Origin of the sequence: Limosilactobacillus sp. (assembly GCF_022482365.1) — a bacterium.
GTDB lineage: Bacteria > Bacillota > Bacilli > Lactobacillales > Lactobacillaceae > Limosilactobacillus.
This window is the reverse complement of record NZ_JAKVPE010000001.1, coordinates 689,123-715,804: the sequence shown is the minus strand read 5'-3', so window position 1 is coordinate 715,804 and position 26,682 is coordinate 689,123. Positions and strand designations below refer to the sequence as shown.

The 26,682-nt window shown below is 53.8% G+C and carries 29 protein-coding genes and 1 other annotated feature; of the genes, 23 read left to right on the top strand and 6 right to left on the bottom strand.

Translation table 11 applies throughout. The features are described from left to right. Nucleotides 1–70: 70 nt before the first annotated feature. The 3 genes from LKE23_RS03430 to LKE23_RS03420 all read right to left on the bottom strand — a co-directional run bounded on the left by LKE23_RS03430 (nucleotide 71) and on the right by LKE23_RS03420 (nucleotide 1,841). Nucleotides 71–481 carry a peptide deformylase gene (locus tag LKE23_RS03430; protein WP_291978094.1) on the bottom strand — a complete coding sequence of 137 codons (411 nt, stop codon included), beginning with the start codon at nucleotides 479–481 and terminating at the stop codon, nucleotides 71–73. Nucleotides 482–551: 70 nt separating this feature from the next. After that, a complete protein-coding gene (yidC, locus tag LKE23_RS03425; protein ID WP_291978093.1) occupies nucleotides 552–1,487 on the bottom strand; it encodes a membrane protein insertase YidC in 936 nt (311 codons plus the stop codon). 81 nt (nucleotides 1,488–1,568) lie between these two features. Then, the gene (locus LKE23_RS03420; protein WP_291978092.1) at nucleotides 1,569–1,841 is read right to left on the bottom strand and encodes an acylphosphatase; all 273 of its coding nucleotides are present in this window, start codon (nucleotides 1,839–1,841) and stop codon (nucleotides 1,569–1,571) included. Nucleotides 1,842–1,948: 107 nt separating this feature from the next. Here LKE23_RS03420 and LKE23_RS03415 point away from each other — a divergent pair, with 107 nt between their 5' ends. The 9 genes from LKE23_RS03415 to LKE23_RS03375 all read left to right on the top strand — a co-directional run bounded on the left by LKE23_RS03415 (nucleotide 1,949) and on the right by LKE23_RS03375 (nucleotide 9,644). Continuing rightward, nucleotides 1,949–2,716 (top strand): TrmH family RNA methyltransferase, encoded by a 768-nt coding sequence (locus tag LKE23_RS03415; protein ID WP_291978091.1) that lies wholly within the window; start codon nucleotides 1,949–1,951, stop codon nucleotides 2,714–2,716. Nucleotides 2,717–2,800: 84 nt separating this feature from the next. Then, entirely contained in the window at nucleotides 2,801–3,307 is a 507-nt protein-coding gene (locus LKE23_RS03410) for an HD domain-containing protein (protein ID WP_291978090.1), read from the top strand. A 15-nt stretch (nucleotides 3,308–3,322) separates the two neighbouring features. Next, nucleotides 3,323–3,661, top strand: coding sequence for a winged helix-turn-helix transcriptional regulator (locus tag LKE23_RS03405; RefSeq protein ID WP_291978089.1), 339 nt, complete (start codon nucleotides 3,323–3,325; stop codon nucleotides 3,659–3,661). Between the two features lie 49 nt (nucleotides 3,662–3,710). Continuing rightward, nucleotides 3,711–3,915: a binding site (T-box leader), on the top strand. A gap of 38 nt (nucleotides 3,916–3,953) precedes the next feature. Beyond that, the gene (pheS, locus tag LKE23_RS03400; RefSeq protein WP_291978088.1) at nucleotides 3,954–5,000 is read left to right on the top strand and encodes a phenylalanine--tRNA ligase subunit alpha; all 1,047 of its coding nucleotides are present in this window, start codon (nucleotides 3,954–3,956) and stop codon (nucleotides 4,998–5,000) included. Between the two features lie 5 nt (nucleotides 5,001–5,005). Beyond that, nucleotides 5,006–7,423 carry a phenylalanine--tRNA ligase subunit beta gene (pheT, locus tag LKE23_RS03395; protein ID WP_291978087.1) on the top strand — a complete coding sequence of 806 codons (2,418 nt, stop codon included), beginning with the start codon at nucleotides 5,006–5,008 and terminating at the stop codon, nucleotides 7,421–7,423. 65 nt (nucleotides 7,424–7,488) lie between these two features. Next, nucleotides 7,489–7,839, top strand: a complete 351-nt coding sequence (locus LKE23_RS03390; protein WP_291978086.1) for an endolytic transglycosylase MltG — start codon at nucleotides 7,489–7,491, stop codon at nucleotides 7,837–7,839. 72 nt (nucleotides 7,840–7,911) lie between these two features. Continuing rightward, entirely contained in the window at nucleotides 7,912–8,562 is a 651-nt protein-coding gene (gene udk / locus LKE23_RS03385; protein WP_291978085.1) for a uridine kinase, read from the top strand. Between the two features lie 64 nt (nucleotides 8,563–8,626). Continuing rightward, on the top strand, nucleotides 8,627–9,103 hold the full coding sequence (greA, locus tag LKE23_RS03380) for a transcription elongation factor GreA (protein ID WP_291978084.1): 477 nt from the start codon (nucleotides 8,627–8,629) through the stop codon (nucleotides 9,101–9,103). A 148-nt stretch (nucleotides 9,104–9,251) separates the two neighbouring features. Next, nucleotides 9,252–9,644 (top strand): HesB/YadR/YfhF family protein, encoded by a 393-nt coding sequence (locus tag LKE23_RS03375; protein ID WP_291978083.1) that lies wholly within the window; start codon nucleotides 9,252–9,254, stop codon nucleotides 9,642–9,644. 120 nt (nucleotides 9,645–9,764) lie between these two features. Here the strand turns inward: LKE23_RS03375 and LKE23_RS03370 are convergent, their stop codons facing one another. Then, nucleotides 9,765–12,386, bottom strand: a complete 2,622-nt coding sequence (locus LKE23_RS03370; RefSeq protein WP_291978082.1) for a YfhO family protein — start codon at nucleotides 12,384–12,386, stop codon at nucleotides 9,765–9,767. 217 nt (nucleotides 12,387–12,603) lie between these two features. On the opposite strand from LKE23_RS03370, the gene LKE23_RS03365 reads away from it, so the two are divergent. The 8 genes from LKE23_RS03365 (at nucleotide 12,604) to LKE23_RS03330 (ending at nucleotide 18,400) form a co-directional block, all read left to right on the top strand. Beyond that, nucleotides 12,604–14,685, top strand: a complete 2,082-nt coding sequence (locus tag LKE23_RS03365) for a peptidoglycan D,D-transpeptidase FtsI family protein (protein WP_291978081.1) — start codon at nucleotides 12,604–12,606, stop codon at nucleotides 14,683–14,685. Between the two features lie 134 nt (nucleotides 14,686–14,819). Further along, the gene (gene rpmG, locus LKE23_RS03360) at nucleotides 14,820–14,969 is read left to right on the top strand and encodes a 50S ribosomal protein L33 (protein ID WP_104688004.1); all 150 of its coding nucleotides are present in this window, start codon (nucleotides 14,820–14,822) and stop codon (nucleotides 14,967–14,969) included. An 84-nt stretch (nucleotides 14,970–15,053) separates the two neighbouring features. After that, the gene (locus LKE23_RS03355) at nucleotides 15,054–15,395 is read left to right on the top strand and encodes a PTS lactose/cellobiose transporter subunit IIA (RefSeq protein ID WP_366512171.1); all 342 of its coding nucleotides are present in this window, start codon (nucleotides 15,054–15,056) and stop codon (nucleotides 15,393–15,395) included. Between the two features lie 109 nt (nucleotides 15,396–15,504). Beyond that, nucleotides 15,505–16,059 carry a 5-formyltetrahydrofolate cyclo-ligase gene (locus LKE23_RS03350; RefSeq protein WP_291978079.1) on the top strand — a complete coding sequence of 185 codons (555 nt, stop codon included), beginning with the start codon at nucleotides 15,505–15,507 and terminating at the stop codon, nucleotides 16,057–16,059. A gap of 2 nt (nucleotides 16,060–16,061) precedes the next feature. Then, nucleotides 16,062–16,721 (top strand): rhomboid family intramembrane serine protease, encoded by a 660-nt coding sequence (locus tag LKE23_RS03345; protein WP_291978078.1) that lies wholly within the window; start codon nucleotides 16,062–16,064, stop codon nucleotides 16,719–16,721. A 4-nt stretch (nucleotides 16,722–16,725) separates the two neighbouring features. Then, the gene (locus LKE23_RS03340) at nucleotides 16,726–16,974 is read left to right on the top strand and encodes a YqgQ family protein (RefSeq protein WP_291978077.1); all 249 of its coding nucleotides are present in this window, start codon (nucleotides 16,726–16,728) and stop codon (nucleotides 16,972–16,974) included. A gap of 24 nt (nucleotides 16,975–16,998) precedes the next feature. Beyond that, complete coding sequence (locus LKE23_RS03335; protein ID WP_291978076.1) at nucleotides 16,999–17,970, top strand: ROK family glucokinase; 972 nt, start codon at nucleotides 16,999–17,001, stop codon at nucleotides 17,968–17,970. Nucleotides 17,971–17,986: 16 nt separating this feature from the next. Beyond that, nucleotides 17,987–18,400: a rhodanese-like domain-containing protein gene (locus tag LKE23_RS03330; RefSeq protein WP_291978075.1), complete on the top strand. Its 414-nt coding sequence runs from the start codon at nucleotides 17,987–17,989 to the stop codon at nucleotides 18,398–18,400. Between the two features lie 89 nt (nucleotides 18,401–18,489). Here the strand turns inward: LKE23_RS03330 and LKE23_RS03325 are convergent, their stop codons facing one another. After that, nucleotides 18,490–18,666 carry a DUF3042 family protein gene (locus LKE23_RS03325; RefSeq protein WP_267202287.1) on the bottom strand — a complete coding sequence of 59 codons (177 nt, stop codon included), beginning with the start codon at nucleotides 18,664–18,666 and terminating at the stop codon, nucleotides 18,490–18,492. A gap of 112 nt (nucleotides 18,667–18,778) precedes the next feature. On the opposite strand from LKE23_RS03325, the gene miaA reads away from it, so the two are divergent. From miaA to LKE23_RS03305, 4 genes are all read left to right on the top strand, one after another. Next, nucleotides 18,779–19,702, top strand: coding sequence for a tRNA (adenosine(37)-N6)-dimethylallyltransferase MiaA (miaA, locus tag LKE23_RS03320; RefSeq protein ID WP_291978074.1), 924 nt, complete (start codon nucleotides 18,779–18,781; stop codon nucleotides 19,700–19,702). A gap of 249 nt (nucleotides 19,703–19,951) precedes the next feature. Further along, entirely contained in the window at nucleotides 19,952–21,292 is a 1,341-nt protein-coding gene (gene glnA, locus LKE23_RS03315; RefSeq protein WP_291978073.1) for a type I glutamate--ammonia ligase, read from the top strand. A gap of 177 nt (nucleotides 21,293–21,469) precedes the next feature. Continuing rightward, the gene (gene gltX / locus LKE23_RS03310) at nucleotides 21,470–22,966 is read left to right on the top strand and encodes a glutamate--tRNA ligase (RefSeq protein WP_291978072.1); all 1,497 of its coding nucleotides are present in this window, start codon (nucleotides 21,470–21,472) and stop codon (nucleotides 22,964–22,966) included. Between the two features lie 123 nt (nucleotides 22,967–23,089). Further along, nucleotides 23,090–24,265, top strand: coding sequence for an aminotransferase class I/II-fold pyridoxal phosphate-dependent enzyme (locus LKE23_RS03305; RefSeq protein ID WP_291978071.1), 1,176 nt, complete (start codon nucleotides 23,090–23,092; stop codon nucleotides 24,263–24,265). Between the two features lie 135 nt (nucleotides 24,266–24,400). Here the strand turns inward: LKE23_RS03305 and LKE23_RS03300 are convergent, their stop codons facing one another. Next, nucleotides 24,401–24,526: a hypothetical protein gene (locus LKE23_RS03300; RefSeq protein WP_267202282.1), complete on the bottom strand. Its 126-nt coding sequence runs from the start codon at nucleotides 24,524–24,526 to the stop codon at nucleotides 24,401–24,403. 213 nt (nucleotides 24,527–24,739) lie between these two features. Between LKE23_RS03300 and LKE23_RS03295 the strand changes: the two genes are divergently transcribed. Together LKE23_RS03295 and LKE23_RS03290 are read left to right on the top strand one after the other, a co-directional pair. Next, nucleotides 24,740–25,633, top strand: coding sequence for an exonuclease SbcC (locus tag LKE23_RS03295; RefSeq protein ID WP_291978070.1), 894 nt, complete (start codon nucleotides 24,740–24,742; stop codon nucleotides 25,631–25,633). Next, entirely contained in the window at nucleotides 25,623–26,681 is a 1,059-nt protein-coding gene (locus LKE23_RS03290) for a hypothetical protein (protein ID WP_291978069.1), read from the top strand. The genes LKE23_RS03295 and LKE23_RS03290 overlap by 11 nt, the downstream gene beginning before the upstream one ends. Nucleotide 26,682: the final 1 nt, after the last annotated feature.

The following is a 26,682-nucleotide window of genomic DNA, read 5'->3' as shown; positions in this document are numbered from 1 at the left end:
CTGCAAAACCCGGCGATCTTGCGACCCTTATTTGCTTTTTATCTTATCAACATTTCACCGACTTTGCATGTTAAATAATGATTCCGTTGCAATGGTCGACTTCGTGCTGGACGATCTCGGCGGCCAAACCGCTGAGGGTGAGGGATTGTTTTTGCCAGTTTTGGTTAAAGAACTGGACGGTGATCTGGTCAAAGCGTTGGGTTGGCCGTTTGCCGGACAGTGAAAGGCAGCCCTCCTTGGTCTGGTAGGGCCGGGCCTTGGCCGTAATTTGCGGGTTGAACATCACGACCGGCAGGGGGCCCAGCTGGGCGATGATGATGCGCTTACGTTCGCCAATCATGTTGGCGGCCATCCCGATGCAGTGGTCCTGGTGGGCGTGCAGGGTATCCATCAGATCCCGCCCAATTGAAAGGTCCTGCCGACTGGCTGGTGCGGAAGGTTGCTTGAGTTGCTGGACGTCGGTGACAATTGGTTTTATCATGTTTGTTCCTCCAGATAGTTAATGCCAAAAGAAAGGGGCTGAGAGCAATTCCCAGTCCCTTTAGTAATTACTAGTTCTTCTTGTGGTGCTGCTTGCCGGCATTGCGCTGCCGGTTGCGCTGGGCCATCTGCTGCGCCGAATTCGACTTCTTCAGCTGGTTGATGGCGTCGGCCGTCTTGGTGCTTGGCTGTGGATCAACCGTTGGCACCTTGACCGGGTGCTTCTTGGCCTCGGCGGCAATTTGCTTCCGAATCCGTGGCCGGTAGGCGTTGACCATCAGGGTTTGCAGGATGGCGAAGAGCCCACCGATGAAGAAGTAGAGCCCCAGGCCGGCCGACGAGGTCAGCGAAATGAAGAAGGTCATGACTGGGCTCATCCAGATGGCGGCCTTCATCTGCTTCTTCTGTTCTTCCGGCACACCGACCAGGCCGAGGTAGCTCTGAACGGCGTAGGCAATGAAGGACAGGACGGCAAAGAGAAAACTAGGCTTCCCGAGGGCGATGCCAAAGAAGGTGGCGTGGTAGAGGTCCGGGGAATAGCGAATCGCGGCGTAGAGGGCGGCGAAGACTGGCAGCTGGATCAGCAGCGGCAGACAGCCAATCCCCCCGGTCAGGCTGACGTTGTTGTCCCGGTAGAGGGCCATCATCTGTTGACTGACAGCGGCCTGTTCTTCCGGCGTCTTGGCAGCCTTTTGCTTGGCGGAGAGGGCCTTGATTGCCGGTTGAATCTGGGCCATCTTTTCCTGGGTGATCGTGGACTTCTTCATTTGCGAGAACATCACTGGCAGAAGGATGGTCCGGACGACCACGACGATGACGATGATTGCCCAGCCATAGTTGTTGCCCAGGTGGCTGGCCAGCCATTCCATCAGGTGCTGCATCGGCTTGGCCATGTAGTCATAGACGAAACCGTACGGCCGGCCGCTCTTCGTGGTGCGGACACAGCCGCTGAGCAGGAAGAGCATGGTTGTCATCAGACCGACCACGGTGAGTCGTTTGTGTTTCATTAAATTAATCTCCCTTATTAGTTAATCTCAGATTTAAGTAAACAGTACATATCTTACCCTAAAGCGGGCCAAAATTCCAGCTCAGAAGCGCACGCCAAAGTCAGGATAGGCCTGGAGCTTGCCGGTTGTTTGATCGACTTTTTCCACGATCGCATAGGGGTTGGGACCGGCAGAAAGCCGCTGGATGAAGCGTTCGACGACTGCTTCTTCGCCCTGAACCTCGACATAGACGCGCCCATCGGCTAGGTTCTTGACAAAGCCCTGCAGTCCCGCTTGCCGCGCCAGGCGCTGGGTGCTCCAGCGAAAGCCGACGCCCTGGACGCGCCCGCTGATGGTCAAATGACGATTAATCAAATTCTTCACCTTCTTAAGGAAAACTTATCAAAGCCGAGAAATGGTTAAAGATATTGTACACCAAGAACATGGTATAATTATCTTAAGAGAAGGAGATCGTTTTACTTATGGAAGAATTAACATCTGTTCACAACCAACACGTCAAGGACTGGAAGAAACTGGCTACCAAGAAGTTTCGCCGGCAGAGTGGGCTCTACCTGCTCGACGGCTGGCACCTGGTCAATGAGGCCGTCAAGTCTGGGATTGCGATCGTTCAGCTGATCGGGACGGCCGACCAGCTGGCGGCGCACCAGGACCTGTTCAGCCACGCCGAAGAGGTTTACAGCGTCACTGAAGAAATCATGAAGCACATCACCGAGACGGTGACGCCGCAGGGGATCGCCGCCGTGGTGGCCCTGCCGGATGCCCATCGCCTGCCAACGCAGCCCATCACCGGGGCCTGGCTCTTCTTAGACCGGGTTCAGGATCCGGGCAACGTGGGTACAATGGTGCGGACAGCCGATGCCGCGGGCTTTACCGGGGTCGTTGTGGGTCAGCGCAGTGCCGACCTCTTTGGCCCCAAGGTTGTTCGTTCCATGCAGGGGAGTCAGTTCCACCTCCAGCTCTTTGAAGGCGACCTCCACAAGTGGATTGCCGACTTTAAGCAGCTCGGGGCACCCGTTTACGGGACCCAGCTGAATCCGCAGGCCAAGAACTTCCGGGACGTTCACCCCGGCAAGACCTTCGCACTGATCATGGGCAACGAAGGTCAGGGGATGAGCCAGTCCCTGCTCGACGAAACCACGGATAATCTCTACATTCCAATGCGTGGGGAAGCCGAGTCGTTGAACGTTGCGATTTCTGCCGGGATTTTGATGTTTCAGTTGAACCAGTAGCTACTTACTTTTGATAGGCAAAATTATTTATTTTTGGCGCTCCATCGTGTAAGATGATCTTAGCCAATAGAAAAGGGGTATTCTATGAAATCAAAGAACGAATGGCGCAACGACCCGGAATACGTAGCGATCGTGCAAGACTTGCTGGACCAGCCGGCGGTCAAGAAGCTCGCTCACTACACCCAACACCATCACTCCAATCGTTTGCAGCATTCAATTGCGGTTTCTTACGATAGCTACCGGATTGCCAAGCGTTGGCACCTTGACTACCGGAGTGTGGCCCGGGCCGGGTTGCTTCACGACCTGTTTTACTATGATTGGCGGACGACCAAGTTTGATCTTGGGACGCACGCCTTCATTCACCCACGGGTTGCCCTGCGGAACGCGGAGAAGATTACGCCCTTAAACAAGAAGGAAAAGGATATTATCCTCAAGCACATGTTTGGCGCAACTCTGGCAGTTCCACGATACCCAGAGAGCATGATTGTTTCATTGGTTGATGATTTTGAAGCTGAGCACGAGTTCTTCAGTCCAATGCGTGCCAAGCTTCGTCGCCGGATTAAGAAACGGCGGATGCGGACTATTTGGTAGGAAGGAGAACGATAGATGCAAGGAGAAGCTAGTACGCCGGTTGTTGACGGGCCATGTAAACTGTGCCCACGGTTTACCAAGACCTTTATGATGTTGGGCAAGAAATGGAACGGGTTGATCATTGAAACCCTGCTGGAAAAGGACACCCTGCGTTTCAAAGACATTGCCAACAGCGTCAGCAAGTGCAGCGACCGGGTCCTCTGTGAACGCTTGAAGGAGCTGGAGGACGACCAGATTATTGTTCGAAACACCTATCCAGGTACTAGCCGGGTTGACTATTCACTGACCGCCCGCGGTCGGGAACTAGCGCCCGTGATGAACGCGGTTCACGCCTGGAGCGATAAGTGGTGCTGATTTTTACCCTTGACCAATTGCGGGTGAGTGGCTAGAATATCATATATAGTTAAAAGCAATGACGGAAACTAGTAGTCGGGCGTGACTGCAAGAGAGCTGCCGGAGATTCTGCGACCGGCAGTCAGGATCAAGCGACGAATTTCATTTCTTGAGCTGATATGCAATGATATTCCGGTTGATCGCCGTTATTGATCTTCGAGTGTATAGATTTGATTCTATAAACTAGGGTGGTACCGCGAAGCTTCGTCCCTATTGGGGACGGAGCTTTTTTATTTACAAAAGGAGTGAAAGCATGGATTTGAAAGAGAAACTTGCTGACCTGCGTCAACAAGGACTGGAAGATATTGAAAATTCCCAGGACCTGAAGCGGATTAACGAAATCCGGGTCAAGATGCTGGGGAAGAAGGGGAACCTGACCGGTGTGCTGCGGGGAATGCGGGACATCAGTGCCGAGGAACGGCCCAAGGTTGGCCAATTTGCCAACAAGGTACGGGACGAACTGACCGCCGCTATTGAGGAACGGCGCGCAGCCCTGGAACAGGCGGCCTTAAATGAAAAACTGAAGGCCGAGACGATTGACGTCACCCTGCCCGGCAGTCCGGTTGCCCAGGGTCAGCCCCACGTGATCCAGCAGATCATTGACCAAGTGGTGGACCTCTTCGTTTCGATGGGCTATGAAGTGGCCGTTGGGGACGAAGTTGAGCAGGAAGTTTACAACTTTGAAAAGCTGAACCTGCCCAAGGATCACCCGGCCCGGGACATGCAGGATACCTTCTACGTGACGCCGAGCGTGCTGATGCGGACCCAGACCTCACCGATGCAGGCCCGGATGCTGGAAAAGCACGACTTTTCTAAGGGCCCACTGAAGATGATCTCCCCAGGGAAGGTTTACCGGCGCGACACCGACGACGCCACCCACAGTCACCAGTTCAACCAGATTGAAGGGATGGTCGTCGGCAAGCACATCACGATGGCCGACTTGAAGGGGACGCTGAAGGTTGTAGCCCGCTCCCTCTTCGGTGACAAGCTTGACGTCCGCCTGCGGCCAAGCTACTTCCCGTTCACGGAACCGTCCGTTGAAGCCGACATTACCTGCTTCAACTGCATGGGCAAGGGCTGTGCCATCTGCAAGCACACCGGCTGGATCGAAGTCCTCGGTGCCGGAATGGTTCACCCGAACGTCCTCAAGATGTCAGGGGTCGATCCCGAAGAATACGGCGGCTTTGCCTTTGGACTGGGTCCCGACCGGTTCGCCATGCTGAAGTACGGGGTCGACGATATCCGGAACTTCTACCAAAACGATGTCCGCTTCCTGAATCAATTTGACGAGAAAGGATAAGATAAATGAAAGTATCATACCAGTGGTTAAAAGAATACCTTGATCTGGACGTTGAACCGCGGGACCTGGCGGAAAAGATCGCCCGGACGTCCGTCGACATCAACGACGTTTACTCCTTAAGCGACGGATTAAAGAAGCTCGTCGTCGGTGAGGTCGTGGCCATGGAAGACCACCCGAACTCCGATCACCTGCACGTCTGCCAGGTCAACATCGGCGAAGAAGACCCGATCCAAGTGGTCTGCGGGGCGCCAAACGTTCAGGTCGGCAAGAAGGTCATCACGGCCTTGAACGGCGCCCGGATTGCCGACAACGTTAAAATCAAGCGCGGCAAGATCCGGGGCGTGGAATCCAACGGGATGCTCTGTGCCCTTCAGGAAATTGGCTTCAGCGACAAGATCGCCCCGAAGGCCTACGACGAGGGACTCTACTTCCTGCCGACCGATGCCAAGCCGGGCGATTCCGTCTTCTCCTACCTGGGGATGGATGACACGATCATTGACACGGACGTCACGCCAAACCGTGGTGACATGCTCAGCATTTACGGCAACGTTAACGACATCGCCGCCTTCTACGACCTCAAGCCTCACTTCAAGGAAGTGGCGGTTGAGGAAAACGATGACCAGGCAACCAGCGACCTGGTAAGCGTTGATATTAACGACCCAAAGGCAAGCCCAACCTACAAGCTGCGGGTCATCAAGGGCGTCAAGGTGGCCGACAGTCCGCTTTGGCTGCAGATTCGCCTTTGGAACTCCGGCATCCGGCCGATCAACAACGTGGTTGACGTTACCAACTACGTCCTGCTGAAGTACGGCCAGCCGCTGCACAGCTACGACTACGATGCCTTGCCGGGTCACGACTTCGGTGTTCGTCACGCCAAGGAGGGCGAGAAGTTCACCACCCTGGACGGGGATGAGCAGACCCTAAAGGCCAACGACCTGGTAGTGACGGTCAACGACCAGCCAGTTTGCCTGGCCGGCACGATGGGCGGCGAAGGAACCGCAGTGGCCGACTCCACGACCACGGTTGCCCTGGAAGCAGCCATCTTTGATCCGGTCATGGTCCGCAAGCAGGCCCGGCGCCTCGACCTGCACAGCGAATCCTCAATGCGCTTCGAGCGGGGTATCAACCCGGCCACCGTCGAGACGGCCCTGAACGAAGCCGCCGAGCTGATCAAGGAACTGGCCGGCGGGACGGTTACCAAGGGAATCGTCACCGGCAGCGAAAAGCCAGCCCAAAGCAAGCAGATTGTCCTTTCCCTGGCCAAGATCAACGACGTCCTGGGCACGAGCCTGTCACTGGCGGAGGTCGAAGATATCTTCCGTCGCCTGCAGTTTGGCTGCGAAACGGACGGGGCTGACCAACTGACGGTCACCGTTCCGGCCCGGCGCTGGGACATTTTCGTGGCCGCCGATCTGTACGAGGAAATCGCCCGGATCTACGGTTACGACAACCTGCCGGCAACCCTGCCGGTCATGACCCGCAACCACGGTGGCCTGACGGAACGGCAACGCTTCATCCGGGCCAGCCGCCACGACATGGAGGGGATGGGGCTGGATCAGGCCTTGTCTTACTCCCTGACGACGGTGGAGCTGGCCAAGCAGTTCCAGATCGATCCGGTTGCCGAACCGATGAAGCTGGACTTCCCGATGAGCTCGGATCACGTTGCGACCCGGATGAGCATCATCAGCGGCCTGCTGCTGGACGTTGCCTACAACGTTGCCCACGGTGTTGACAACGTCGCCCTCTACGAAGAGGGGCGGGTCTTCCTGCCAAAGGGCGGCGAACGGCCTGAGGAACAGGAACACCTGGCCGGAGCAATTACCGGTCAGCTTCTGACCAACGACTGGCACCATGATGACCGCCCGGTTGACTTCTACCAGCTGAAGGGGATCGTGGAGCGCTACCTGCACAACCTCGGCCTGGCCGGGAAGTTAACCTACGAGGCCGACCAATCACGAGCCGAGATGCACCCCGGCCGGACGGCCAACATCATGCTGGACGACCAGCTGATCGGCTTCATCGGCCAGGTTCACCCGGCAGTCGCCAAGTCCTTCAAGATTCCGGCGACCTACGTCTTTGAACTGAACCTGGAGAGCCTTATGGCAGCGCCAAAGATTGCCAACGTCTACCACCCAATCAGCAAGTACCCGTCGATCACGCGGGACATCGCGCTGCTGGTTGACCAGGACGTCACGAACGAAATGGTAACCGCGATCATCAACAAGCGCGGCGGGGCCTTTCTGAAGCAGGTTCACCTCTTCGACGTTTACAGCGGCCTTCACCTGCCGAAGGGCAAGAAGTCACTGGCCTACACGCTGACCTACCAGGATGATCACGACACCCTGACGGAAGACCAGGTCAACACCGCCTTCACGAAGGTTACCAAGGCCCTCGAAGATCAATTATCCGCTGAAATTCGTTAATTTGAGAATAATAATGTGAGGCTATTTACTGGTCCCACATTATTTGCTTTACGAGGAAAAAAGCATTGAGTAAAGAACAGCTGCGCCGCCAAAACCGGATCGTCATTGCCTTAGTGGTCGTCCTAATCATCGTTGGCCTGTCGATTCACCAGTATTTCAACTATGCCCTAAAGCCCGTCGATGCCGACAGCAAGCAGCGGGTGACGGTGGTGGTTCCTAAGGGCGCCACGGATCACAGTGTGGCCGTGCTGATGAAAAAGCACCACCTGGTGAGGAGCCAGTTTGTCTTTGACTACTACCTGCAGACGCACAAGACTAACGGGATCAAGGCGGGAAAGTTTCGCCTGAAGCGTTCGTCGTCGATCCCGGAGTTGGTAATGACCCTTCAGGAAAATCAGGCGGCAAAGAAACAATAGAGGATTGCCGAGCGCGGCAGAGTGCTATATACTATTGAGGATTAATTTTTTTAGAGGAGTTACACACAAGCAATGAGTACACAAAAACGGCGGCCGATTATCATCGGGGTAACCGGTGGCTCTGGGAGTGGGAAGACCACCGTCAGCAAGGCCATCTACAACCAGCTCCACGGCCAGGCCATTCAGATCATCACCCAGGACACCTACTACAACGACCAGTCGGAAATGACGATGGCTGAGCGCAAGGCGGTTAACTACGACCACCCGCTGGCCTTCGATACCGACCTGCTGATCGAACAACTGGCGGCCCTGCGCAACAACCAGGCGGTCGACATGCCGGTCTACGACTACAAGCAGTACACCCGGTCCAAGGAAACGGTTCGGGTTGAACCCCAGGACGTGATCATCCTGGAGGGGATCCTGATCTTAGACGACGAGCGCCTGCGGGACCTGATGGACATCAAGGTCTACGTTGACACCGATGACGACATCCGGATCATTCGCCGGATCAAGCGGGACATGGCCGAGCGGGGCCGGTCCCTGGATTCGGTCATCAACCAATACCTGGCGACCGTCAAGCCAATGTACCACCAGTTCGTGGAACCGACGAAGCGCTATGCCGACATCATCGTTCCCGAAGGTGGGGAAAACCACGTGGCCATCGACATTCTGACGACCAAGGTGCGTGACATCCTGGTCAAGCGCGGCCACACCCTGCAATAGAGTTTACAAGTCTGCGCAGGAATGTTAATGTAGCAGCTGGATAAAATATGAGGAGTGAAAATTTATGGCTGAAGAAAAACAATTTCCAATGACCCTCGAAGGGAAGAAGAAGCTGGAGGCAGAGCTGGAAGACTACAAGATGAAGCGTCGTCCAGAAGTTATCCAGCGGATCAAGATTGCCCGGAGCTACGGGGACCTCTCCGAAAACTCTGAGTACGAGTCTGCCAAGGATGAACAGGCAATGGTGGAAAGCAAGATTTCCCAGATCGAAAACATGCTTCAATACGCCGTCATCATTGACAACGAGGACGTCGACAAGGACGAAGTTTCGATGGGCCGGCAGGTAACCTTCCAGGAACTGCCGGACGAAGAACCAGAAACCTACGCGATCGTGGGTGAATCCGAATCCGACCCGCTGAACGGCAAAATCTCCAACGAATCACCGATGGCCAAGGGCCTGCTGGGTCACAAAATCGGCGAAGAAGTCGAGATCGACATTCCAAACGGCACGATGAAGGTCAAGATCCTGGACGTGAAGTAATTGCAAAAAAGAGGTTGGGCAAAACCCGGCCTCTTTTTTATTTGGCGGCCAGGCAAGATTCTTTGAACAAAGACCAATTGATGGTACAGTAAGTGATATGAAAGTGCTATCATAAGGTTAGTTTGATGGATGAAAAGGAGTTTTAAGCATGAAGTTAATTGTTACCGACGCGGCCGCCCAGTGGTTCCGCGACGAAATGAATCTGAAGCCGGGTGACGGCATCAAGCTTTACGGGAAGGTCTACGGCCGGACCGAGGTTCATCACGGCTTCTCCCAGGCCTTTGCCAAGAATAATAACCCAATTGACCCGGTCATGGAGGTCGAAAAGGCGGGCATCAAGTTCTACGTCAACGAGGTGGACGAGTGGTTCTTCACCCGACTGATCACCACCGTTGATGCCAATGCGGATGGCCCGGTCTTCCACTTTGAGCACGAGGGCGACGACACACCGGACGTTGCCGGCCTGACCAGTGACAACGCCGACCATTCCGACAACCAGGCCGACGCTTCGACGGGGGCTTCTCAACACCAACAGAAATAAAAAATAACCGCCCAGGAAAATTCCTGGACGGCTTTTTTAAGCTATCGAATCTGAGACCCGACAAATCCGCAAATTTACGCAAGTTTGCATAAATTTCAAGATTTGTCGGGTCTCAAATGGCTAAAATGTCGAATTTACTTTACGAGTCTGCCGCCGGTGCAGGTACCAGCAAGCCCCCAGACTGACCAGGCTAACCACGGCACCCAGAATCAGGAACGGCGGCCGGTAGTAGAACTGAACCCGGTGCTTGCCGGGGCTCATCGGAATCGCCATGAAGGTGCCAATGACCGTCCGCGGCGTGACGCTTTGGCCATCGACCTTGACGTGCCAGCCCTTGGCCGTCGGAATGGTGGTCATGAGTACGGACTGGCCGTGGTGAATGTGGACGTGCCCGCTGATCGAGGATTCGGAATGATGATCGATCTTGAGCGGTGACTGCTTGAGCGTCTTGAGGCTGGCGTTAAACGGTCGTTGATTGAGCCGGTAGACGCTGACGTTTTGCAGCCAAACGCTGGTCTTCTTTAGGCGTAGGGTGATGGTGATCGGCTTGCCCTTCTGGTGGTGGGCCAGGTTGATGACGACCGTGTCGCGGTAGGTGTCGTACTGGGCGAAGTCACGCTTGTTGATACTGATGCTGGCGTTCTCCTTGACCTCGGGTCCCAAGGTCAGGTAGTAGGAATCGTTGGTCGGTGGGATGAACTTCAGCTGGATCGTCGCCGGCTTGAGCAGGTTTTGCTTGCGGAAGGTCGTCCCCGTGATCTGTTCGGCCGACTGGACGTTCGTGTACTTGACGGAATTGAAGTTTTGAACGGTGAAGAGCGACTTGTTGATTGGCCGGCCAGCCAGCGCCTGGAAAATCTGGGACTGGTAGCTGAGCGGGTCAAGGGTGGCCTTGGCGAGTTGGAAAATCTCCGAACTTGCGCCAAAGGCAATTGGCAGGGCATCCTTGTTCTTCCGGCTGGTGATCATGCTGGTTTGGCCTACCTTAGATTGGGAACGCCAGTCGGGCCGGTAGCCGGACAGCGGCATGATTTGGTCGCCGTTCATGATTCCGTGGTGCTTGGCCGTCATGGTGTACTTAAAGCCCAAGAGAGCATCGGTGAGTTGGGTCCCGTTGTCATAGCTGACGAAGCCATCCCCGGCCGGCTGCCCGATTGCACCCAGAAAGCTTGGCTGGAGCGGTTCCAGGGTGGAGCCGAAGTGGTCGGCGGAGTAGAAATCGCTTTGCATCGGGTCGTCCTTGGTTCGCATGAAGGTCTTGGCAACCCGGTAGAAGCCAGTATCCTTTTTCTTTAACTGATGACTGGCCTGGTTGAGTTGGCTGGTGTACTGGCCGAACTCGTTTTGCGAAACGTAGGCAATCTTGTTGAGGCTGGTAAAGGCACTGGTGGCCACGTCGCAGGTGATGACCAGGATCAACAGGAGGTCATAGAGCCGTGGCGAATTGCGACGGGCCAGTACCAGGGTTGCCAGGGCGATCACCACGAAGCCCAGCCCGATCATGCGCTGACTGGTCGAGAGGTAGGAAAGGTTCAGGCGGTCGGTTTCCCAGCAGATGAGGATGCTGACTCCCAGCAGAATCAAGGCGCCCCACCACTTCAGCTGGAAGTTTGGCTGAAGGGTTTTGGCCGCCAGCAGGATGCACCAGAAGCTGAAGAGGAACGAGAACCGGTAGGGGTACCAGACCGGGAATTGGCCGGCATGCCAAAGCAGGTCCAGCGGCTCGTAGCAGAAGGAAGCAATGAAAAAGATCGTCACCAAGAGGGCCACGAGACGTTGGCGCCAGTTGACCTTGGCGTTGAAGAAGTAGAGGATTGCTCCAATCAGGAGGAGCATGCCAATGTAGATGTTAGGCTGACCGCTGGGCATCTGGTTGAAATTGAAGGAACCGGGGACGAGCTTGCCCAGCATCTTGAGTGGGTTGTATTCCAGCTTGCTGCTGATACTGGTCTCGGTATAGGTCCCCTTGCTGGTGGTCAGCGCGTAGGCGGTCGGTAGGAGCACAACGGCGGCAATTCCCGCGCTGAGGACCGAGCTGACCAGGTAGGCACCACAGGTTTTGAGTCGGGCCTTCCAGCCATTCAAGACCGGCAGCTGCCAGAGAAGGACGAGCAGCGTGAAGATGCAGATCATCCAGGCCATGTAGTAGTTGTCGATCAGCATGACGGCCAGCCAGGCAACGTAGGTTCCCGGCCGCTTTTCGCGGATGAGACGCAGCAGCCCCCAGGTGATCAGTGGCAGGAGGATCAGGGCGTCGAGCCAGATCATGTTCAACTGGTTGGCGATCATCCAGCCGTTCAGCGCGTAGGCGGTACTAAAGGCCCAGATCCGCGGTCCTCGCTGCAGGCTGGTCCGCTGGATCAACCAGGCCATGCTGAGGCCCGCCAGACCGTAGCGGACCAGCGTGAGCAGCATGACGCCGCTGGTCAGCCATTTTCCCGGAAAAGCCAGGAGCAGGAGATTGAGGGGGCTGAAGAGGTAGTAGGCATTCGTGCCAAACATCTCACCGCCCAGCCCCTTGCTAAAGGAATAGAAGAGGGCGCTGGGGTGGTGGAGGATGATGTTTCGAAAGTAGGCAAAGAAGTCGATGTACTGTTGGCCGAGGTCAACGGTTAAGAGACTGCTGGGGCCAAACGGTGCCATCTGACGGTAGGCAAAATAGGCTCCCATTAAAAATGCCGGAATTAAAAAAGCACCGGCGAGAATGAGCCTGTTGCTGTCTGTCCACTTATTTCTTGTCACAACCAAAATCCTTTCCAATTTTACTGTTGCCTATTATATAACGGAAAATAAGGCAAAATGGTGATTTAAGAATTAAAATTAATTAAATCATCGGGCATTAGAGTTCAATTTTAGTGCAATTAAGAGTATCATTTTTACGTTAGCGGTGAAAGCAATCTGCACTTACCGTGAAAATTTGGTAGAATGTAATCACCATCATGAAGGAGAAAAGATTCTCGTGAAATTCTTTGATCGTATCAAGAACAAGTTTAATTCCCGAAACAAGAAGAACCGCAGTGCCCAGTCGGTGATTCCGTTTCGGTTAAATTTTTTACTGTGGATTGTCGGCATCCTCTTGCTGGCGTTGACGATCCGGCTGTTTGACCTCCAGGTGTTGAACGGGAACAGCTATAAGGCTGAGGTTAAGCGTTCGGACACCTCAATTCAGACCAACAACGTCCAGCGGGGGATGATCTACGATTCTGAGGGGAAGGTCCTGGTCGGCAACCAGACGCACCAGGCGATTACCTACACGAAGGGACAAAACGTAAGTTCCGATGATCTCTACAAGATTGCCAACCGCCTCGGCCAATACGTCAAGGTCACCAACAAGAATTCACGACTGACGGACCGGAATAAGGAAGACTACTATTTGGCTGACAAGGGCCGGCTCAAGAGTGTCCTCAAGCACGTCAAGACGACCGATTCGATGAGTGATGACGATAAGTATAACAAGGCTTTAGACTACCTGGACAAGCACCCGGGTTCCTGGGAGCTGACGCCACAACAGAAGAACAATGCTCGAATCTACGCGGCAATGAGCGGTGCCTACTCGCTTTCGACCACCTATATTAAGGAAACTGGTGTAACGTCCAAGGAACTGGCGGCCGTTGGTGAACACCTAAACGAGATGCCGGGGGTCAAGATCGGGACTGCCTGGACAAGAAATTATCCGCAGGGCAAGGACATCCAATCCCTAGTGGGGACCGTGTCGACGACCGGGCTGCCGAGCGATGAGGTCAACAGCCTGCTTTCCCAGGGTTACTCACGAAACGACAGTGTGGGGCAGAGCTACATTGAAAAGATGTTCCAGGCAACCTTGGCCGGCTCCAAGTCCCAGACCGAGGTCACGACGAGTGGTAACAACGTGACGAAGGAAAAGGTCAAGTATAAGGGTAAAAAGGGTGACAACCTGGTCTTAACCATTAACTCCCAACTGCAGAGTAAGGTCCAGAGCATCCTGAAGAACAACTATTCCTCCGCCGGGAATAGCTACTCTTCCGGGGTTTACGCCGTAGTAATGGATCCTCACACCGGGGCCGTCCTGGCGATGGCCGGGATTGACCGGAACCCGAAGACCGGGAAGCAGACCGTCGACCAGATCGGGGCAATCAACCACCCAATCACTATGGGGTCGGTTGTCAAGCCCGCCACCGTGATGGGCGGTTTGATGAGCGGCGTCATCACGCCAACCAACAGTACCTTGACCGACCGGCCGATCAAGGTGCAGGGCGTTTCCACCAAGGCCTCCTGGTTTAACAAGACCGGGAGTGCCAACATGGCCGTTGACGCAGCGACCGCCCTGGAAGTTTCCTCAAACTCCTACATGATGCAGCTGATCATGAAGGAGGGTGGCATGAACTACACCGATAATGCCAAGCTGACCCTGAAGCCAAGCATCTTCCAAAAGGAACGCTATTACTTCAACATGTTTGGCTTAGGACAAAAGACCGGGATTGATCTGCCGGGTGAAACCTCCGGGTATGAGGGGCCGTCCACTCAGTCGCACGTCGGTTCGGCCCTCGACTTGGCCTACGGGAACTACGATGGTTACACCACCATCCAGCTGGCCCAGTATATGTCAACCATTGCCAACGGTGGGAACCGGATGCGGCCGTACGTCATTAAGGCCATCCGGGGAACCAAGAGCAACGGGAAGCTGGGACCGGTCGAGTACACCACCCAGCCGCAGGTCCAACAGGTTATTCCAGCGCCAAAGTCCTACTTCGACGTGGTTCGCCAGGGGCTCTATGAGGTTACCCATGGTTCCAACACCTACGTTACCGGGAAGGCGCTGTCGAGCGTCAAACCATCCGTCTCTGGGAAGACCGGGACCGCCGAAACCGTTTCAGAAGGGCACGAGACGACGACCTTGAGTTTCGCCGGCTATGCACCTTCCAACAATCCGCAGGTCGTGGTTGCCCTGGCTATTCCAGGATCGACCAACGATGACGGTGGAGCCAACCTGAACATGGCCAAGGAAATCTTCAACGCCTACTGGAAGACCGTTAAATCATCCAAGAGCGTCAGTGATGACTAAGGCTGTCAAGGAGATTTCCTTAACAAACTTTGGTAAATCACTAGCCAAATCAATCAATAAATGATATAGTTGTACGAGTTAGGGTTACGATAAATAACCAATTAAGATCAATTAAAGTTTGGAGGTTACAACTCATGCGTGTCAACATTACCCTTGAATGCACTTCATGCCACGAGCGGACTTACTTAACCAGCAAGAACCGTCGTCACAATCCCGACCGGCTTGAATTAAAGAAATACTGCCCACGGGAGCGTAAGGTGACATTACACCGCGAAACTAAGTAATCTTAGTTTCATCAAAGCAGCACCAGTCAATTATGATTGGTGCTGCTTTTTTCACATTTAGCCAACAACAATGAGGTGATCATGATGACGGAGAAAGAGAAGCAGGCCGCTGCTCAAACGGCGGCAATGAAACTGATGCTCAACGCGGGGGATGCCCGTAAGCTGGCCCAGGAGGCCTTGGCGGCAGCCCGGCAAGGTCAAATCCAGCCGGCAAACGAAAAGCTGGCGCAATCCCGAGAACTGTTGAAGGTGGCCCACAATACCCAAACGGAGCTGCTGACTAAAGAGGCCCAGGGTGATGGCGTGCCGTTTTCCCTCCTGACGGTCCATGCCCAGGATCACCTGATGACGGCGATCACCTATGTTGACCTGGCTCAGGAGATTATCGGCCTGTACGCCCGCCTGGACGGCCAGAAGACGAAATAGAAATTCCGTCCCTTGTGAAGGGAAAAACGCTTGCAAAAGCAGGGGGGACCTGTAATAATGTATTCTTGTAACCGTTTATCATTTTGCATAAAGGGGAGATTTGAGAATCATGACGTATTCTAAGAAGGAGCTGCGCCAGGCCTACATTGCCCGTCTGCAGCAGCTCGACCTTAACACGCGTCTGAGCGAGGAAAAACGATTAGTATCGATGCTCTTTAATCAACCGGAATGGATGAGCGCCAAGACGATCGGCCTGACCCTTAGCCAGTCATTTGAGATCGATACGGCACCCATCCTGCTCCATGCCCGGCATGAAGGACGAACGGTTGTGGTTCCACGGACGCTGCCGAAGCGCCAGATGGAATTCGTGGAGATCAACGAAGAGACCAACTTCGATGAATCCAGTTTTGGCATTCTTGAGCCGCATGACGGACGGGTTTATGCACCAGACGAGATCGACCTGATGGTGGTTCCGGGGGTTGCCTTCACGAAGGAAGGACAACGTCTGGGCTTTGGTGGTGGCTACTACGACCGCTACCTGAGCAAGTACCACGGCAAGACGATCGCGCTGGCACTGCCGACCCAACTGGCGGATGCGGGTGAATGGACCCCGGACGAGCACGATTTAGCACTTGACCGGGTCCTGACCCTGCCGGAGTGCTGATTATGCGTTCGCGTGAATGGGCAAAGGCGCCCGTGACCATTACCCTGATCGCCATCCAGGTCCTTGTCTACCTGGCGATGACCTTGGCGGGAGGTTCCACCAACTCGGCAGTCCTGATTCGTTTCGGGGCCCTGCAGCCGCAATTACTGCTGGCCGGCCAGTGGTGGCGCCTGATCACGCCGGTCTTTGTTCACATTGGCTTTACCCATATTCTGATCAACAGCATCACCCTGTACTTCATTGGGATGTACATTGAGCAGCTGTTTGGTCATTGGCGGATGGCGGTTCTCTACTTTGTCAGTGCCATTAGCGGGAACCTGTTGAGCGCCCTTTGGCTTTCCAATGGCATTTCAGCGGGGGCCAGCACGGCACTCTTTGGGCTGTTCGGGGCCTTCCTGATGCTGGGCGAGTCCTTCCGTGACAACCAGGCCATCCGCCTGCTGGCGCGCCAGTTTTTGATCTTGGTAATCTTAAACGTGGTTACCGATCTTTTTGTGCCGGGGATCGACCTGGCCGGGCACATTGGCGGCCTGATCGGTGGTTTCCTGATGGCCTACGTCGTCGGGGCACCCCGGATTGGCCACGTGCCGCCGGTTAAGCGAGTGCTTGCCGCGGCAGTTTTGGTAATCGGAATGGTCGGATTGTTTATGGAAATGGGCTGATTGAATGCATGAAAGTACACGAATTCCACAGGAGTATCGGACGCTATACGATGTTCAGCAGCTGCTGAAGGCCTTTGACGTCTTTGTTTACGTTGGCAAACGACTCTATGACATTGAGCTGATGGCTATCGAGCTTGACAACCTCTACCAGTCAGGGGTGATTGAGAAAGACATCTACATGAAGGCCAAACTGGTGCTGCGGCGTGAACACCGTGAAGAACAAAAGAGAGAGGAAACGGGACGGCTCTACTAGTCTCGAAGAAAGAAAGGAATTATTATGGCTAACAAGAAATTATTTGGTGTCGACCTTGGTGGGACGACCATCAAGTTTGCGATTTTAACGGAAAACGGTGAGATTCAACAAAAATGGTCAATTCGGACCAATATCCTGGATGAGGGTTCCCACATTGTTCCAGACATTATTGAATCAATCAACCACCACCTGGACCTGTACAAGATGGACAAGGACCAGTTCATCGGGATCGGGATGGGGACTCCCGGAACGATCGACCGCGAAAAGGGCACGGTTGTCGGTGCCTACAACCTGAACTGGAAGACGACCCAGAACGTTAAGGAAGCCATCGAAGAAGGAACCGGCATGAAGTTTGCCCTCGATAACGACGCCAACGTTGCCGGCCTCGGTGAACGCTGGAAGGGCGCCGGGAACGAAGGTGACGACGTGGCCTTCATCACCCTGGGAACCGGTGTCGGTGGTGGAATCATCTCCAACGGCCGGCTGGTCCACGGATTAGTCGGTGCCGGTGGGGAAGTCGGCCACATGATTGTTAAGCCAAATGGTTACCTGTGTACCTGTGGAAACCGCGGTTGCCTGGAGCAGTATGCTTCCGCTACCGGGGTTGTTCACATCGCCCAGGACAAGGCCGAAGAATACGAGGGCAAGAGCCGCCTGAAGGCCATGATCGACAACGGTGACGAGATCACCTCCAAGATCGTCTTTGACCTGGCCAAGGAAAACGACTACCTGGCAAACAAGGTTGTCGACGAGGTTGCCTACTACCTGGGTCTGGCCTGCGCCAACCTGAGTAACATCCTGAACCCTGAATACGTTGTGATCGGTGGTGGGGTTTCCGCTGCCGGGGACTTCCTCTTAAAGCGGGTTCGCGACAACTTTGAAAAGTTTGCCTTCCCAACTGTTCGGACGTCTACTCAACTGAAGCTGGCCGAATTAGGGAACGATGCCGGTGTGATCGGTGCTGCTTCCCTTGCTCGTCAGTTTGCCAATCAATAATTGAGGCGGGTGCATGATGATTTTAGGTGTAAGTCGAGGATTATTAATCTTCAATGCTGTTGTTATCATTCTCCTGCTTGTCTGGTTTGCGGTTTGGGGAATCCAGACCCTGCGGCGCAAGCGTTACGCCACGGTTTTGGACTCCATTGATTTCCACGCGGGAATGCGGAAGGCCCAGGTGATCGACCTGCGCCAGGAAAATGAGTTCAGGGCTGGGCACATTCTTGGCGCCCGGAACCTGCCATACATTTACCTGCGTCAGCAGTACAATGAACTGCGGCCGGACCTGCCGGTGTACATGTATGACCAGGGGATGGCCATCAGTACGCAGGCAGCGGCCTTTCTTGGAAAGCATGGCTACCACAAGCTCTACATCCTGAAGGGTGGCTACCAGGACTGGGACGGCAAGACGAAGAAGTCGAAGTATTAAAAAGGTGAATGAGAGTTTCTCATATTGCCTGATACAAAAAGCGGCTGGTGGAAAAATCCACCAACCGCTTTTTTACGTAGGCTTAAAATTTAGATTTGGTGAGCGGAACGACCCTTCCGGATGGCTGCCCGCCGGTTTTCGTCAAACTTTTCTTCTTGATCTTCCACCGGCTTGATGACCGTCTTGTGGAATGCGAGGGCCCCACTGGCAATGGCTGCGATCGTGGATGCGGCACCGATAAAAATCCCTTTAGTTAATGCTTTCATCAGCAATTCCTCCTTTAGTTATTAGCTTAATTCTATTATGATTTACTTAGGGTAGATTTACCAGTATTAAGCAGGAATTTCACAATAAATTATAAATTAAGGAAGCGGACAAATGACAAAAGTAGTAGCAATTGTGGGACCCACCGCGGTCGGGAAAACGGCCCTGTCGATTGAGGTGGCCAAGGCCTTTGACGGGGAGGTGATCTCCGGGGATTCGATGCAGGTCTATCGGCACCTCGACATTGGGACGGCCAAGGTGACGCCGGATGAGATGGCGGGGGTCCCCCACCACCTGATTGATATCTGCGACATCGACGAGCGCTATTCGGCCGCCATCTTTAAGCACCAGGCCGAATATCAGATTGAACAGATTGCCGGGCGCCACCACCTGCCGCTGATCGTGGGCGGGACGGGGATGTACCTGTGGACCCTGACCGACAACCTTACCCTGGGCCGGGACCACTTCGATGCCGAGTCCGCCCAGATTCGTCAGCACTGGACCAATGTTGCCGAGGAAAAAGGGGAGGCCTACGTGCGGGCCCACCTTGCCCAGCTCGACCCGGCGGCAGAAAGGGCAATTGCCAAGGGAAATCTGCGCCGGGTTATTCGTGCCATTGAGGTGGTTGAAAAGACCGGCCAGCTTTTTTCGGAACAACCTCACCAGGAGGCCCAAAACGACTACCTGCTGATCGGCTTGACAACCGACCGGGCCGTCTTGTACGAGCGCATTAATCGTCGGGTTGACCAGATGATGGCGGCTGGCCTATTGAAGGAGGCTCGCTGGCTCTATGACCAAGGTGGGGCAGAGCTGCCGGCGGGCAAGGGGATTGGCTATCACGAATTCTACCCCTACTTTGCCGGCGAGGTGGACCTTCAGACCGCGGTGGAGAAGGTCAAACGGGATTCGCGCCGCTATGCCAAGCGTCAGCTGACCTGGTTTCGCAATAAGATGCCGGTTCACTGGTTCGACCTGGTCAGCGGCCAGGATCGGCCTGAACAAATCAATGGGCTGATCCATGATTGGTTAATTAAATAAAGTTTAGTTGACGAAATAATTATAATTAAGTAAAAATACGATTATTGATTGACTTGTGCCGGAGCGGTTGGTATTCTTAGACACGTATTGAAAAGGTGATTGACAGGTTAATCGAATGGTAAGCACGAACGATTGGTATATGCCAAACTCAATAGTTGGCATTGGGTAATTATTCATGCCACTTAATAAAATTAAGCTGGATTACCGGTAGCTTTAGCGCAGTTGGTATTTTGAAAGGGAATGAAATTTATGGCTAAGCGAGAATATACAAAAGATGAAGTTCGTCAAATGGTGAAAGATGAAGACATTCGTTTCTTGCGCGTGATGTTCACCGACCTGCAGGGGAAGATCAAGAGCGTTGATTTGCCAGTAAGTCAACTCGACAAGCTGATGGACAACAAGATTATGTTCGACGGTTCCTCAATCGACGGCTTTGTGCGGATTGAAGAAAGTGACATGTACCTCTACCCCGACATGGCAACCTGGCTGGTCTTCCCATGGGGAGCTGAGCACGGGAAGGTTGCCCGGGTAATCTGCAGCGTCCACATGACCGACGGCACGCCGTTCTCTGGTGATCCACGGAACAACCTGAAGCGGGTGCTCAAGGACATGCAGAAGCTGGGCTTTGCCGACTTCAACATTGGCCCTGAACCAGAATTCTTCCTTTTCAAGCTGGACGACAATGACAACCCAACGGCAACCGTTAACGACCAGGAAAACTACTTCGACATGGAACCCGCCGACCGCGGTGAAGATTGCCGGCGCGACATTGTCTTAGCCCTGGAAAAGATGGGCTTCGACGTTGAAGCGGCCCACCACGAAGTTGCCCCTGGCCAGCACGAAGTCGACTTCAAGTACGCCAACGCCCTGGAAGCCGCTGACAACATTCAAACCTTCAAGCTGGTCGTAAAGACGATCGCCAAGAAGTACGGCCTGCACGCCACCTTTATGCCGAAGCCCTTGTCCGGCATTAACGGCAGTGGGATGCACCTGAACATGTCCCTCTTTGATCAGGAAGGGCACAACGCCTTCTACGACGAAAACGACGCCAACCAGCTTTCCCAGACTGCCTACCACTTCCTCGGCGGCCTGATGAAGCACGCCCGGAGCTTCACCGCCATCTGCAACCCAATCGTTAACTCATACAAGCGCCTGGTTCCTGGATACGAAGCACCGGTTTACGTGGCCTGGTCCACTTCTAACCGTTCACCACTGATTCGGATTCCAAGCGACCGGGGCATGGGGACCCGGCTGGAACTGCGGTCTGCCGACCCGGCTGCTAACCCGTACCTGGCGATTGCCAGTGTCTTGGAAGCCGGTCTGGATGGTCTGCGTAACGACCTGCCACCGGTTCACAACATCAACGAAAACATCTACACGATGAGCCTCAAGGAACGCCAAGAAAAGGGGATTGTCAACCTGCCTGATACCCTCCACAACGCCTTGAAGGACTTGGCTGCCGACGATGTGATCAAGAATTCTTTGGGTGAACACCTCTACGACAGCTTCATGGAAGCCAAGACCCGGGAATACGAAGGCTACCGGCAACACGTTTCTGGTTGGGAACGCCAGCAATACATGGAATACTAATCAAAACAATTGAACACCAAAAGGGCAGTGGAACAGAATTCACCAGCGAGTTCTGTTTCACTCCCTTTTCTTGTGCCGGCGACTTTTGATTGACAAATAGCTGCTTTCAGATACAATTATACTTGTTGTAATAGCGGCTTTTTACCGCTAATTAGTTACTAAAGGAGAATCTATATAATGGACAAAAAGGTCAGAGTTCGGTATGCACCAAGTCCAACCGGTTTCTTGCATATTGGAAATGCGCAATCAGCATTGTTTAACTACTTATTTGCACGCCACTTCGACGGCACGATGGTTCTGCGGATTGAAGACACGGATACTAAGCGCAACGTTGAAAATGGTGAAGCCAGTCAGCGGGACAACCTGCACTGGTTAGGAATCGACTGGGATGAAGGTCCGAACAAGCCAAATCCAAAGTACGCACCATACCGGCAGAGCGAACGGAATGCACAGGGCATTTACCACAAGTACATCCAGGAACTCTTGGACAAGGGGATTGCCTACAAGGACTACACGACCGAAGAAGAACTGAAGGAAATGCGTGAACGCCAGCGGGCCAACAAGGAAGCTCCGCACTACGACGGTCGGTGGTACGGCAAGAGCGAAGAGGAACAAAAGGCAGCCGAAGCTAAGGGCTTGAAGCCAACCATTCGCTTCCACTTCCCAAAGAACCACGACTATGAATGGGACGACATCGCCCGGGGCCACGTTTCCTTCAACTCCGACAACCTCGGTGGGGACTTCATCATTGAGAAGTCCGACGGGATGCCAACCTACAACTTTGCCGTTGTCGTTGATGACCACTCCATGGACATCACCCATGTGCTGCGTGGTGCTGACCACATCTCCAACACGCCAAAGCAGATTGCCATTTACGAAGCACTGGGCTGGGAACACCCGACCTTCTGCCACATCCCGTTGATCTTCAACCCGAAGACCGGGAAGAAGCTGAGTAAGCGGGACAAGGACACCCTGCAGTTCATCAGCGAATACAAGCGTCACGGTTACCTGCACGAAGCAATCTTCAACTTCATCGCCTTTTTGGGCTGGTCACCAAAGGGCGAACGGGAAATCTACTCCAAGGATGAACTGATCAAGGTTTACGACCCCGACCGGATGTCCAAGGCCCCAGCCTACTTCGACCAAAAGAAGCTTGACTGGATGAACGGTCAGTACATCAAGCAGATGGACATTGACGAATTGACCAAGCGGACCATGGAACTGGTTGCCGAAGGGGAAACCGACGAGGCCAAGCGCCTGCAGTCAATCCCTGAAGACCAGCTGGAAAGCCTGCTGAAGAAGACCCTCGGCGTTCACCAGCGCGACGTTGAAAAACTCCTGGAAGTAATGCAGTACGCCTGGGACTACTACAACGTCTTGAACCAAGAGTTCGACTACGACCAAATCCTGGCTAAGGACGGCTTCACTAAGGAAGACGTTACGGCGGTTCTGCAAAACCTGCGGGCTAAGATTGCGGAAGGTCGGACCGACTACGCAGCGGCCATCAAGGAAGTCGGTAAGGAAACCGGCATCAAGGGTCGTTACCTCTGGTTCCCACTGAACTTCGCCTTCACTGGTGCCATCTCCGCTCCACAGATTTACCAAATCATGGACATCTACGGTGAAAAGACCAACCTGGCCCTGCTCGACCGGATGATTGACGCCCTGAAGTAAAAAGATTATTAAAGTCGAATGGCATTGCTGCCGTTCGGCTTTTTTGTAACTGGGCTTGACCAGTATTGCACAAATCAGTTAGGCTATAAGTAAAGACAAACTGACGAAAGGATTTGATAAGCAATGGTTGAGATGAGTAAACACATGCGAACGACGCTGAAAGACGTGCCGACACTGAAGATTTTTGATTTTTCGAGCTACGTGGCACAGATCCCGGACGTGATCAAGTTTACGGTGGGTGAGCCGGACTTTAACACGCCCAAGTACATCAAGCAGGCGGGGATCCGGGCAATCGAGAACAACCGGACCCACTATGCGTCGCAGCGGGGGACCGCTGGCCTGCTCCAGGCGGTTTCCGATGCCCTCAGCGATCGTTACGACCTTCACTATGATCCCAAGACCGAGATTCTGATTACCAACGGGGTCACCGAGGGGGTCTACTCGGCGATTGCCGCGGTTACCAATCCTGGGGACGTTGTTTTGGTCCCGACACCGACCTTCTCCATTTATGGCCCGGATTCCTTAATTAATGGTGCCGAGCCCGTTGAGGTTGATACGTCTGTGACCGATTTCAAGCTGACGCCGGAACTGCTGCAGTCTTATCTGGATAAGTATGGCGACCGGGTCAAGGCGGTAATTATCGTTAACCCGTCCAACCCAACCGGGGTCGTTTACAGTCAGGAGGAGCTCGATGCCCTGGCTGACTTGATTCGCGACAAGCCGATCTTTGCCATCAGCGACGAGATCTATAGCGAGCTCAACTACGATGGTCACTACGCTTCGATGGCCAGAACCCTACCGGAGCAGACCATCCTGACGAACGGCCTGTCGAAATCCTACGCCATGACCGGTTGGCGGATTGGCTACCTCTGCGCGCCAAAGGCAGTTACTGCGCAAATCTTTAAGGTACACTCCTTCATCATGACCGACGTGGCCACCTTCACCCAGGACGCGGCCGAGGCAGCCCTGCGTGGGGGCTTGGATGCCACTCGGGAGATGGACCGGCAGTACGTTGAGCGCCGGGATTACATGCGTGAGCGCCTGGAGAAGATGGGCTTTAAGTGCTCACGGCCGATGGGGGCCTTCTACATCTTCGCCAAGATTCCGGCCTTCCTGGAGCAGGATGACACCAAACTGATTTATCAAATGGCCAAGGAAGCCAAGGTTGCGGCCGCAGCCGGGGCTTACTTCGGTGCCGGGGGCGAAGGCTACCTGCGCTTCAGCTACGCCACGGCGATGGACCAAATCAAAGAGGGGATGGACCGGCTCGAACGCTTCTGCCAGGAACAACAGAAATAAGTAAAAAGTGAGTGGAAAATAATCATACGTCCCACGGTTACGACGCGGGGCTAGCCTTTGGTTTTCCACGTTATCAAAAAAGCGCAAGCGACCAAAAATCGCTTGCGCTTTTAAATTTGGATTGTTTCAAAAAGCTTAGTCGCTCAGTTTCTTGGCTTCTTCGTCAAGCTTTGCGAAACCAGAGCCATCAGGCTTCTTGCTCCCACGCTTTTCCATAGCCTTACGGGCCATTTCCTTACGTTCTTGTTTGCTCAGTGCCATAATTAACTTCGCCTCTTTTCGAAACGCTCCGTCTGAGAACAGATATTATACATCTGTAAAATATCTGTTACCTATATTATAATTCAAATTATAAAAAAGGCAAGATTGGTCAATTTAATTGTTAAGAAAGTCCTCAATTGACGATTTGCTTCTTTAAAATTTCATAAAAATTGGCTAAGATTAGACTAGTATTCAAAACAAGGAGACATGTTTATGGCAAGTGAAGAAAAATCAAGTCGCGCCGTAGATGTTAGTCAGAAGATTAAGCACCGAATTGCGACCAAGGTGAAGTATCTGCAGGCCCTCAACCAGGCCATTGATGAGCATCAGGATCGGGAAGTTTACCGCCTTTTGGACAACCAGCGGTACGCCAAGGAAATTGAACACCGTGAGCAGCAGCCCAATGACGAGGGCGTGATGAGCCTCGTCGACGACCTGGCCGATCAACTGAGCGATTACCTGAGCGTCAACCTGATTAATTACCTGGGCAAGGCCTACCCATTCTTCTACTACGAGGAGTATCAGACCGGCCACTACCGGATTTACTTCGGGAACTGGTGGGACCGACGGCGTTTCGGTGAACTGGACGTCCTAAACGTTCGCTTCTCCTTTGACCAGACCGAATATGACATGCTGAAAGAATCCTTCAAGCTGGCACGGGAAAACAAGCGCTACAACAGTGATCGGATCGACAAAATTTCCAGTGAAAATGATCACCTCCAGGACCTGATTGACCACCAGCGGGAGCGCGAAGAAAAGAAGGCCGATATCCAGGCCCAATTAAAGGACATTAATTCACACTCCGGCCTGTTTGAATCCAGCCGGAACCGGGAGACCAGAGAAGAACTGGTCGGTCAGTTCCAGAAGCTGGAGGATCAGGAAGAAGAAGCACGGACGGCGGCCCAGACGATCAAGGAAAACGAGCAGGTCGTCCTGGCCCTCTCCAAGGAAAATACCATTTTAAGCTACGAGCAAAAGAGCATCATCGACACCTTTGGCAGTTTTGAAGATTTTGAGCTTGCCAACCGCAATCTCTATGCTAATTACCTGGAAAGCCTGGGTGGGCAGGATGCCGACGGAAAGCAGGTGAGTGAAGATGACAAGTAACAAGATCGTTGATTCACCATCCGCCCGGGTAACGGCGCTGGCGGACTCTTTTAAGAGTGTCCTCAAACGGGGGCAACAGTACGTCGACCTTTTGGATCAGCTGGCCGAAACCGACCAGGCAAGTGACCTGCTCGATGCAGCAACGGCGCTGACCAAGTTGGATCTTCACAACGCCTTCATCGATTTTCCGCAGCACTACCAGGCGGCCGACTATTACATGCTCTTCATGGGACGCCTACTCGAAATGCACCAAGTCGATGCTATTAAGGTAAAGGAAAATGGTCAGCACCAGTTTGTGGCGACCATTGATCCGCTTGACGATGCCGTCTTCAAGTTTGAAGTCGGCGGCAATGGGGAGGCAGCCTTCACCGAGCAGCACCAGGCTCAGCCGCTGTTTTACCTGAACTTTAGCGACCGGCTCTTCCAGTTCAATAACCGGGCCCTGGTTAACTACTTCATTGTTTACGCCCTGAAGAAGCATTCCGATCTTGAGCTGCGTGACGCCATCAAGCCGCTGATCGAGTTTGCAAACGAACTGGCTAGCGACCTGAACTTCACCATTAACCTGGGGATCCTGAACACGGCTAATGATGAACGCTTTAAGCTGCGTGAACCCGATTTGAAGCTCACGGTAATCGACCGGCTCTTTGTCCGCACGGCCGAAACCGACTACATGCTGATGAACCTGCCGCATAACAGTGGGGCCGAGCTCCTGCTGGATCAGGGGATCAAGCTGGACCTTTCGTTCGATCCCGATGATTACAGCCAAGAATGGGCCTTCCAGGTGAAGGATCCCGGCGAGCAGGTCTCCTTCTTTGATATTCTGCTGCACTACAACCTGGTTCGGCAGTGGTACCTCAACGACCGGTCAGCCCTGGCAGTCCGTTCCGAGGAAATGGTGATTGTACCTGATGACGATGACCAGCAAGAAGAGGTAGTCGCCACTTCGGAGCCAGCAGCAACGGAGAAAGCGGCTGAGACGACGGATTCATCGGCTGAGGATGCGGTCGCCAGTGAAAACGAAGAGTCAGTAGATAAGGAAGATTAAT